This is a genomic window from Agromyces sp. NPDC058484 (assembly GCF_042720415.1).
Lineage (GTDB): Bacteria > Actinomycetota > Actinomycetes > Actinomycetales > Microbacteriaceae > Agromyces.
Genome location: NZ_JBHXMP010000008.1, coordinates 1 through 9,004, shown reverse-complemented (window position 1 = coordinate 9,004; position 9,004 = coordinate 1). Strand labels below are relative to the sequence as shown.

Sequence of the window (9,004 nt, the reverse complement as noted above, 5' to 3'; positions counted from 1 at the left end):
ACACGCCCCCGCCGGCCACCCCGCGGGCCACCTTTGTGGGGAGCCGTTCGCCCACCACCACCACCCCACGGTCGTCGACGACGACGCCGGCCGCCTCCAGCCCGAGGTCATCGGTCACCGGGCGGCGTCCGGTCGCGATCAGCACGGCGTCTGCCGCGACATCCTGAGCCGCTTCTCCGGTCGTGACACGTACGGTGGCGGCGCCATCCGCATCGTCGATGCGCTCGACGCGCGCGCCCAGGAGGAACTCGACTCCGGCTGCCTCGAGCACGGCCCTCGCGGCATCCGCCACATCGCGGTCCTCGTGCCGCATGAACTGCTCGTTGCGGTCGACCACGGTCACGCGCGAGCCGAATCGCGCGAACATGCCCGCGAACTCGAGCCCGACATAGCCGCCGCCGACGACGAGGAGGCGCTGCGGCAGCAGGTCGACGTGCTGGATCGTCTCGGAGTCGTAGACCCGGGTGCTCGCGTCGAGGCCGGGGATCGCGGGTCGTGCGGGCTCGGTTCCCGTGTTGATCACGATCGATTCGGCATGCACCCTCAGGCGATCGTCCCCCGCGGCGACCTCGACCTCGTGCGGGCCCGTGAACCGCGCACGTCCGTCGATGAGCGTGACGGCGTCGACTTCCGCGAGCATCGCGTGGTTGCGCGCCCGGAGCTTCTCGATGAGCGCATCGCGTCCGGCGACGGCATCGGTGAACCACTCCTGCGGGTCGTCGCCGGTGCGGCGCTGCTCGGCACTGTGCACCAGGTCCTTCGTCGGCACGCAGGCGATGTTGATGCAGCCGCCGCCGTACATCTGATTCGACTGCTCCACCACCGCCACGGACCGGCCCTGCCTGCCGAGCGCCCCCGCGAGGGTCTTCCCGCCCTTGCCCCAGCCGATCACGAGGACGTCGACGACGAGTTCCTCCATGGCGCACCTCCACGGTGTCTCGGATGCTTCTCAGCATGGCAGGTCCTGGGCTCGGGGCTCGGGGTGCGTGGCTCGCGGCCGGCGGCGACATCAGGCTCCGGACGGCACGCCCGCGACCAGCTCGGTGAACAACGCGTTCGCGTCGGTCTCCTGTGCGAGCGGCGCGGCCTGCCCGGCCCAGAGCGACTGCAACTCGCCGATGCCCTGACGCCCCGCTTCGACGCGGAAGCGGCCGGTGAGCCAGTTCTGCACCGGGAACGGCGCGACCACTCCGCCGCGCTCGATGGCGCGAACGGCACGGTTCGGGATGCCGCGTGAGAGCCGCCCGCTCATCGCTCGCGTCAGCACGGTGCCGTGCGCCGGCGTCTGCGTGATCGCCCGCCGGTGCGCGTCGTTCGCCCCCGACTGCCGGGTGCGCAGGAACGCCGTGCCGACCTGCACCCCCGAGGCGCCGAGAGCGAAGGCCGCGGCGACCCCGCGACGGTCGGCGATGCCGCCCGCGGCGATCACCGGCACGCGCACGGCGTCGACCACCTGGGGAACGAGCGCGAACGTTCCCACCAGCGACTCCTCGGCCGGACGCAGGAACGACACTCGGTGCCCGGCCGCCTCGGATCCGGTCGCCACGACGGCGTCGACCCCGCCGCGCTCGAGGGCGATGGCCTCGTCGACGGTCGTCGCGGTGCCGACCACCGCGGTGCCCCGGTCGTGCGCGGCCGCAACGACCTCGGCCGACGGCACGCCGTAGACGAAGCTGACGACCGCCGGGCCCGCCTCGAGCACCGCGTCGAACTGCGCATCGAAGGAAGGGAGGTAGCGCTCGGGCCGTTCGGGGCGCTCGATGCCCACCTCGTCGAAGAACGGCTGGAGCGCAGTGACATACCCGTCGAAGTCGGCCGCCGTGATCTCGGGCGAATCGTCGGACGGCAGCCACAGGTTGAGGACGAACGGTCGCGTCGTGGCGCCGCGAAGCGCGGCGGCCGTCTCGGCGATGCGCTCGGGCGCGTAGCCGTAGAGGCCGTGGGAGCCGAGGCCGCCCCGTTCGCTGACCGCCGCCGTGAGCTCGACCGACGAGAGCCCGCCGAACGGACCCAGCACGATCGGATGCTCGATCCCGAACAGCCGCGTCAGGTCAGCCATGGTACGCCTCCTGCGCCCGCGGCGTCGCACCGCACGTCCAGCATGCCCGGCCGATCGGGCCCTCGATCATCGCGCCGCACTCGGGGCAGACCCGCCCGAGCCAGCACGCCGGGTCGCCTCCGAGGTCGTCGTGCGGGTGCGGAGTGTCGCGACCGTCGGCCGTCATGGCGCGTTCACCGCGGGAGCGGGCGCGCTCGGGGCATCCGTCACCGTCGAGGTGCTCCGATGCGGAACCTGGCATGTCATCCCCTGTGCATGAAACGGTGACCCAACGCAACACTACCCGCCGCGACCTACGCTGGGCGGATGACCGATGCAGCGCTCATCGGGCGGGTGGCCGAGCCCGACCTGCACGTGATGACGTACAACATCCGGCGTCGCTTCGCGCATCCGCTCCCTGGGAGCCCCGATCGCTGGGACAGGCGGAAGTGGCTCTTGCGGCGCATCCTCGCCGCCGAACGGCCCACGATCCTCGGCGTGCAGGAAGCGCTGGCCGACCAGGTCGGCTTCGTCGCGGCGGCCCTCGGGCGCCACTACCGGTGTGTCGGGCGCGGCCGCAACACGTCGGGGCGGGGCGAGCGATGCCCCATCTTCTACGATACGCGTCGGCTGACGCTCACGAACTGGACGCAACAGGCGCTCTCGGCGACGCCCGGCAAGCCCGGGTCGCGGTCGTGGGGCAACATGGTGCCGCGGGTCGTCGTCTCAGCAGAGTTCGCGGATGTCGCGACCGGGGCGCAGGTGCTCGCGCTCAACACCCACTTCGACCACATCTCGAGGCGATCGCGGCTCCGTTCGGCCCAGACGATCGTCGACCTCGCGGCGGGCGCGCATGCCGCCGAACCCGATCGGGCGATCATCGTCACGGGCGACTTCAACACCGACGTCGATTCGGCCGTCTACCGTCGCCTCATATCGACCGGAGTGCTCCGTGACGCGTGGGATGCCGCGGCGGAGCGCCTGACGCCGCAGTGGGGAACCTTCCCGAACTATCGCCGCCGGCGGCCGGGCGGCAAGCGCATCGACCTGATCCTGGTCGGGCCCGGCGTCGACGTGCTGCGCACGGGCATCAACGCCGTGCGCTTCGACGGCGCTGCGGCATCCGACCACGAACCCGTCCAGGCGGTCGTGCGATCAGTGGGCGATACCGGAGTGCCGGAGTCGGCGTGACCTCGCAGCCGTCGTAGCTTTCAGTCGTCAGGTTCGACGATCCGGCCGGCGTCCCACGGCTCCGCCCACCCGAGTTCGTCGAACATCCGCGACAGCACCAGCGCGGTGACGCCCCAGATGACGCGGCCGCCCACCGTGAATGCCGGCGAACGGTAGATGCGACCGCCGAAGGTGTGCGACGTGTTCCCGCGATTCGGCGGGTCGAGCAGGTCGGCGACTGGCACCCGGAACACGTCGACCGATTCATCATGGTCGACGGCGGCCACCTCAGAGGGGCGCGTCCACCAGGCCGGCACCGGCGTGACGAGGTGACGGCTCACCGGAACCGGCATACCGGGCAGCGTGCCGAGCGGCTCGATTCCATTGGGGTCCAGACCGGTCTCCTCGGCCGCCTCCCGCAGCGCGGCGGCGATCGGTCCGGCATCGGATGCCTCGAGCCGGCCGCCCGGGAACGCGATCTGCCCGGCGTGGCTGGCGAGCGTCGCCGCGCGCCGCAGCAGCAGCACGTCGAGGTCGCGTGCGACGGGGCCGCTCGCCTGCGCAGGCACGGAATCGAGCACGCCGAACAGCACCAGCACGGCCGCCGGGCGCAGGCTCGCGGCATCCGACAGACTGCGCGGCGTCGCGGTGCGCCACTCGAGGCCGCGCTCGCACAGCGCCGCGAGTTCGGCGCGGGGGTCGGTGGGCGTCGGCGGCATGTCCCTCACTCTACGAGCGACCGTTTCCGATCGCGCCCCCGCGGCACAGTCGAGCACGCCCGCTGCGGCCCCACTTTCCCGGTCGTGCTGGAAGCCGGCGAGTCGTCGAGTAGGAACTCGAATCACGGCCTCAAGTGGTCAGCGCGTGCGAGACCGCGCTTGCGAGCCCACGGCGAAGGGCGGCCTCTCCGTCGGCGAGTCCTTGATATCTCTCTTCGGCCGTTCGGCGCCCTCCTTGCGGCTCGTCTCGATACGCTCGAGGACGTCAGCCGGTCTCCCGCGGCTGCGGCGAAGCGCGACGATATCTGCCGCGGTCAGGTCGATCGGCGATTCCTTCCCGCGCGAAGCTCCGCGGCCACCTGCTGACCGGGAAGGTTGGGCCTGCGCCAGGCGCGCTTGAAGCGAGCGGACTGCTGCGGCACGGCCCACCATCAGATTCTCGACATCCTCCTGGCTGATCGCGACAGGCCTATCGTTGGCCTTGGCCCGTTCGGACACGGCTACCTCCCTTACCAGACGTACATTTCCTGGACGCCGCCGCTCTCAACGCGGACGTCGACGTTACGATTGTCATCTTTGGCATGCGCGGCAAGGATGGCGAAATTCGTGCAGGCGTCATCGTTGTTGTCTTCGAACTTGCGCCAGGCGCCATCGATCCAGCCGTGGACGTTCGAGGCCTGATGGTTGGACCACAGAGCCTCGACCTTCTTCCCGTTCAGCCATACCATCGACTTCCTCCTTCTCTCCTCGGCCCATCACGGCGCCGTCCACTGGTCGCCGAGAACGCGAGCACATACGTCGTACAGCGCCGACACCGTTTTCAACAGCTGAGGCGGCGGTTCTTGACCCGCCGACCGGGCCTGGCCCGGGTCCGCCATGAACAGCAGCGTTACCGGTCGGCCCCCGCCTGATATCTCCAGGCGCCCGACGAGGCTGTCGGGCGGGATCCGGGGCTGGGGCAAGTCGGCCCTGACGAGGTCCGCGATGCGCATTCGGTCGAGAAGCCGGACGACTTCGTCCTCGGCCAGCTGCATCTGCTGGGTCTCCTTGCGGCGTTCTCGGGCTGGCATGCCGAGGGCGCACGTGGTCTCGCCGCTGCCTCGGAACTCGAGTTGGAGGTCGTATCGCTCCGAGGGCATGCCGCCGCGCACCGTGAGCTTGACGGTGAGGTTCGGCCGCGCCTCCGGCTGCTCAAGGGCGGCGCGCACCGATGCGCGGCCGTCGTCAGACGGTGTGAGTCCTGGGTCGGGGGTTCGCTTGCTCACCACGGCAGCACCTCACGCTTCGTCGATGTCTTGCGACAGGCGGTCGCAGAAAGGACGGCAGAGCCGTTCGACGACCTCGGAGTTGTCGTCCATGACCGTGCCGGTGTTCACGGGACTGCGATCGGGGCAGTCCTCGTCCTCGTACTCGTCCGGGTGACCGAGCATATGTCCGAATTCGTGGGAGGCGACGTCGCCGGAGTCGGCTGTGTCCCAAGTAGACATATTGGTGTGCTCGGGGCCGCGCCTCACGCGTACGCGGTGGTGTTCGTCGCTGCTGACCCAGTGCACGACGAACGTGAGTGCGCACTGGTTGCTGCAGTCGGGCCTCACACAACAGAGGAAGCGATAGCTCCACTTCTCTTCGATGCCTCGCTTCCAGCGGTCCTTCAACTCCTCGATCTCATCGGCCGTAACGTCGCTGTCGGGAACCAGACGGATACGGACGCTGATGTTGCTGCCCTCCTGCCGGAATGCGGCCGTCCAACCGAAGGTGCACTCGGAGACATCGAAACTGACTTCCTGGGCCGCGTGGGCGAGGCCGGTGTTGAAGTCATAGATCTCGGTGATGACCCAGTTGCCGTCCCGCATCTCCTCGTTGATGGATACGGTGGCGTTGCGGCTCTTCGCTTCAGCGGAAATCGCAAGCAGGTTCGTACAGGCGTCGTCATTGCGGTCGTCGAGCTTGCGCCAGCCAGCGTTCTCGATCCACACCCATGCGTTCGACCTCTGTTCATTACACCAGAGCGCCTGGATGCGGCGGCCGCAGGAAACTGCCATCGACAAACCTCCACTGAGCGGCGGACTTGAGGGCCTTTACAGGCTTCCAATCGTCAGGCCGCTACCCAGTGTCCTCCCGGATCCATCATTGAGCAGTCCTCATTTCGACGGACATTGCCTACTGCGGCTTCCCAGCCCGGGACCCGATTCCAGCGGAAGCCGGGCGTGTCGACCCCGTGGGCGTGCTCCTTCCGTCATGGCGAAGCGCGAGACATCGATCCCGTGGGAGGCCGTGACCTACCTCTTTGTCGATCCCGCCTCTTTGTCGATCCCGGACATTCGGGCGGAACCCTCGAGACCATGCCCCTCAACGATCGATGCTCAGAAGAGGCAGGATCCCGACACGTGGCATCAGACCCGAATCGGCACGGCCGTGCCGCTCACCGTCATGCCGCCTGTGAACGGGATGTCGATCGTGAGTGCGCTCGGACGTCCGACGTGCCTGCCCTGCCGCACGATGACTCGCGCGGGCGGTGTGACGAGCCCGAGTTCGCGTAGGTAGCCGCCGAGCGAGGCCGCGGCCGATCCAGTCGCCGGATCCTCGGTGATGCGCCCGACGGGGAACAGGTTGCGGGCCTCGAACTCGCGCTCGCCGAGCGCGTGCAGCACCGTGACCGTGCCTGACCATCCGTTGTCGTCCATCATTCGCCGCACGGCGCCCGGGTCGAACGTGAACGCGTCGAAGCTGCGTGCGTCGGCCACGACGATGATCGGATGCCAGTTGCCGGCGAAGGCGACCCGTGCCGGATATCGGTCGTCGAGTTCGGCGGACGTCAGGCCGAGCAGGCCGAGCAGGGAGTCAAGCACGCCTGGGGGGAAGTCGGCGACAGCGGGCTCGACGCTCGTGAAGGCGGCACGTACCTGCCCGTCGGCATCGATCCGCGTCTGGATCTGGATCTCGCCGACCGCGGTCGCAAAGCGGATCAGGCCCGGCCCATCCCGTTCGGCGAGGGCAACCGCCGTCGCGATGGTGGCATGCCCGCAGAACGGCACTTCGGCGAGCGGCGAGAAGTACCGGATGTGGTGGGAGTCGCCCTCGAAGCCGGTGATGAAGGCCGTTTCGGAGTAGTCGACGTCTGCGGCGATGCCCTGCATCTGCTCCCCGCTGAGGGCCGCGGCATCGAGCACGACCCCGGCCGGATTGCCGCCCGCTGCATCGGCGGTGAACGCGGCATAGCGGAGGATCTGGGTGGTGTCGCTCATCGTTCGAGGGTACCGAGCAGCTGAAACGTCGAGGGGGCGGGAGTAGGGCCATTTTGGCCCCCCTGCTCATCCTGCCTCGAGATAGGCCTTCAGCCTCTGCAGGTGGTCCCCGTCTTCCTTCTTCATGATGCCCGCCACCATCGGAAGCATCATCTTCCGCAGTCCGCTCGCTTCCAACTCGCAGGTCCACGTGACCCGGGTGCCTCCGCCTTCAGGCGACAGATGGTAGTGGTACATCACCTTGATGCCCTCGGCTTCGGCGCTGATGCCGACATGCGTGGTGGGTTCGTAGGCGCTCACCATGAGGTCTGCACTGGCTTCCTTGCCGTTCACCACGCGGGTCTCACGAAATCTCGTGCCGACGGCGATCGGTCCGTCGGTGAGTTTCGTGCTTGCCGTGATGTTGTCGAGGAACTCCGTTGCCCTGGTGGGGTTCGAAAGCACCTCGAAGACATCCTGAGGTGACCGTGCGATGTGTTCGTTGAACTCGAAACCGTTCATCATTTCTCCTCAGTGTGTACGTTTCAGAGGTTCGAGCGGGACGTACGCGTCGGTGGAGATGCGTTCGAGCCGGCCATCGACCTGCGTGCAGCGATAGATCTCGAACGGCGCTGCAGCGCGCAGGCAATAGTCATCGGAAGGCAGCCATTCGACTCCGATGTAGGCGAAGGTCTTGGCGATCTCCTCCATCCCGCCGAGATGACGACGAGCGACGCACAGGCCGGGCTCCTGGTACCGGTACCCGATCGGGTGGCTGACATTCATCGGCCGACTGACCGGCAGGCAGGCGTCGAAACGGATCCTGCGTTCGTCGGTCACGTAGGGATCATCGTGAGTGATGCCGACCAGGAGTTCGGGCGAGTACGCGACATCGTGCGCGTCGGCGTAGTCGAAGAGCTCATCCCAGAGGCTCAGAAACGTTCGCTTGCCCGCAAGCAGGTACTCGTACCCGTAGTGGCGAACGAATACGAGATGTCGCGGCGGCGTCTTCTCGACGGTCACCGGCTCTCTTCGCATGTCGAAGCGCAGGGTGAGCGGCGTCTCCTCGGTGAAGCCTTCGAAGGTGCGGCTCGCCATCGCGTCGGACACGGACTCGCGGTATGCGCGAAGCACACCGCGGAATTCGGATGGAGTGATGCCGAATTGACGGGTAAATGCGCGGGTGAACGTCTCGTGGGTCTTGAACCCCGCTTCCAGGGCGATCTGGAGCACATTGTCGGGACTGACCTTGAGGCGAAGGACGGCACGCTCGAGACGCAGGCGGCGCAGATACGCTTTCGGGGCTTCGCCCGTGACGTGCTGGAAGACGCGATGGAAGTGGTGCGGCGCAAAGCCGGCGACAGCCGCCAACTCCGCGAGAGGCAACGGCTCATCGAGATGGTCTTCGATATGGACGAGCATCGGGAGCACGCGCTTCTCGTACCGACGGATCGTCGCTGCTCGAACAGGGCTCAACACCCCTTCAACATACAAATCAGTGAGGTCGCGTGCTCGACTTTTCTTGCGAATCAGCCGCGACCTTCTGCCAGGGACCACAAGAGTTACGACCGACCGCACCTACGCTCACCTGCGCAAGAGGGACCACAGCGCGCACCGCGCCCGGTTCTCCGCGAACGTGGCCGCTGGTGGCGCTCCCGCTCCCCCGCCTGTCCGGCTCCGAGCGGCGGTGGGGTGACGGCGTACGCGGAACGCCCCGGCTTCCATGCGAGGCTGGGGCGTTCCTGTTGGTATGGCGGACTAGCTTTCGCACTGCGCGTCAAGTGTCATTTGGGCGTATTGCATCAGCCGATGCGTCTCGACTGGCGCACGGCTGGTGGGGTTTGCGATGAAGC

At 67.9% G+C, this 9,004-nt stretch carries 11 protein-coding genes; 1 reads left to right on the top strand and 10 read right to left on the bottom strand.

The window, feature by feature from the left end; all coding sequences use genetic code 11:
* The 3 genes from ACFWN7_RS08170 to ACFWN7_RS08160 all read right to left on the bottom strand — a co-directional run.
* Positions 1 to 919, bottom strand: a 919-nt coding sequence (locus ACFWN7_RS08170; protein WP_376938285.1) for an FAD-dependent oxidoreductase, incomplete at its 3' end; no start/stop codon positions are given.
* A gap of 90 nt (positions 920 to 1,009) precedes the next feature.
* Positions 1,010 to 2,059: an NAD(P)H-dependent flavin oxidoreductase gene (locus ACFWN7_RS08165; protein WP_376938284.1), complete on the bottom strand. Its 1,050-nt coding sequence runs from the start codon at positions 2,057 to 2,059 to the stop codon at positions 1,010 to 1,012.
* Entirely contained in the window at positions 2,052 to 2,300 is a 249-nt protein-coding gene (locus ACFWN7_RS08160; protein ID WP_376938283.1) for a hypothetical protein, read from the bottom strand. The genes ACFWN7_RS08165 and ACFWN7_RS08160 overlap by 8 nt, the downstream gene beginning before the upstream one ends.
* A gap of 65 nt (positions 2,301 to 2,365) precedes the next feature.
* On the opposite strand from ACFWN7_RS08160, the gene ACFWN7_RS08155 reads away from it, so the two are divergent.
* The gene (locus ACFWN7_RS08155) at positions 2,366 to 3,229 is read left to right on the top strand and encodes an endonuclease/exonuclease/phosphatase family protein (RefSeq protein ID WP_376938282.1); all 864 of its coding nucleotides are present in this window, start codon (positions 2,366 to 2,368) and stop codon (positions 3,227 to 3,229) included.
* A 20-nt stretch (positions 3,230 to 3,249) separates the two neighbouring features.
* Here ACFWN7_RS08155 and ACFWN7_RS08150 read toward each other — a convergent pair whose 3' ends face one another.
* From ACFWN7_RS08150 to ACFWN7_RS08120, 7 genes are all read right to left on the bottom strand, one after another.
* Positions 3,250 to 3,927: an NUDIX hydrolase gene (locus tag ACFWN7_RS08150; protein WP_376938281.1), complete on the bottom strand. Its 678-nt coding sequence runs from the start codon at positions 3,925 to 3,927 to the stop codon at positions 3,250 to 3,252.
* A 509-nt stretch (positions 3,928 to 4,436) separates the two neighbouring features.
* Entirely contained in the window at positions 4,437 to 4,655 is a 219-nt protein-coding gene (locus ACFWN7_RS08145; RefSeq protein ID WP_376938280.1) for a hypothetical protein, read from the bottom strand.
* A 27-nt stretch (positions 4,656 to 4,682) separates the two neighbouring features.
* Entirely contained in the window at positions 4,683 to 5,135 is a 453-nt protein-coding gene (locus ACFWN7_RS08140) for a hypothetical protein (protein WP_376938279.1), read from the bottom strand.
* A 69-nt stretch (positions 5,136 to 5,204) separates the two neighbouring features.
* Positions 5,205 to 5,969 carry a hypothetical protein gene (locus tag ACFWN7_RS08135; RefSeq protein WP_376938278.1) on the bottom strand — a complete coding sequence of 255 codons (765 nt, stop codon included), beginning with the start codon at positions 5,967 to 5,969 and terminating at the stop codon, positions 5,205 to 5,207.
* A 351-nt stretch (positions 5,970 to 6,320) separates the two neighbouring features.
* Complete coding sequence (locus tag ACFWN7_RS08130) at positions 6,321 to 7,172, bottom strand: PhzF family phenazine biosynthesis protein (RefSeq protein WP_376938277.1); 852 nt, start codon at positions 7,170 to 7,172, stop codon at positions 6,321 to 6,323.
* A gap of 66 nt (positions 7,173 to 7,238) precedes the next feature.
* Entirely contained in the window at positions 7,239 to 7,676 is a 438-nt protein-coding gene (locus ACFWN7_RS08125; protein ID WP_376938276.1) for an SRPBCC family protein, read from the bottom strand.
* Between the two features lie 6 nt (positions 7,677 to 7,682).
* Complete coding sequence (locus ACFWN7_RS08120; protein WP_376938445.1) at positions 7,683 to 8,573, bottom strand: GyrI-like domain-containing protein; 891 nt, start codon at positions 8,571 to 8,573, stop codon at positions 7,683 to 7,685.
* Positions 8,574 to 9,004: the final 431 nt, after the last annotated feature.

Bases quoted from the DNA above. Each gene is read 5' to 3' on its own strand.
- ACFWN7_RS08130 (WP_376938277.1), bottom strand. From the start codon at position 7,172: ATGAGCGACACCACCCAGATCCTCCGCTATGCCGCGTTCACCGCCGAT.
- ACFWN7_RS08155 (WP_376938282.1), top strand. From the start codon at position 2,366: ATGACCGATGCAGCGCTCATCGGGCGGGTGGCCGAGCCCGACCTGCAC.
- ACFWN7_RS08160 (WP_376938283.1), bottom strand. From the start codon at position 2,300: ATGCCAGGTTCCGCATCGGAGCACCTCGACGGTGACGGATGCCCCGAG.
- ACFWN7_RS08150 (WP_376938281.1), bottom strand. From the start codon at position 3,927: ATGCCGCCGACGCCCACCGACCCCCGCGCCGAACTCGCGGCGCTGTGC.
- ACFWN7_RS08135 (WP_376938278.1), bottom strand. From the start codon at position 5,969: ATGGCAGTTTCCTGCGGCCGCCGCATCCAGGCGCTCTGGTGTAATGAA.
- ACFWN7_RS08125 (WP_376938276.1), bottom strand. From the start codon at position 7,676: ATGATGAACGGTTTCGAGTTCAACGAACACATCGCACGGTCACCTCAG.
- ACFWN7_RS08120 (WP_376938445.1), bottom strand. From the start codon at position 8,573: ATGCTCGTCCATATCGAAGACCATCTCGATGAGCCGTTGCCTCTCGCG.
- ACFWN7_RS08145 (WP_376938280.1), bottom strand. From the start codon at position 4,655: ATGGTATGGCTGAACGGGAAGAAGGTCGAGGCTCTGTGGTCCAACCAT.
- ACFWN7_RS08165 (WP_376938284.1), bottom strand. From the start codon at position 2,059: ATGGCTGACCTGACGCGGCTGTTCGGGATCGAGCATCCGATCGTGCTG.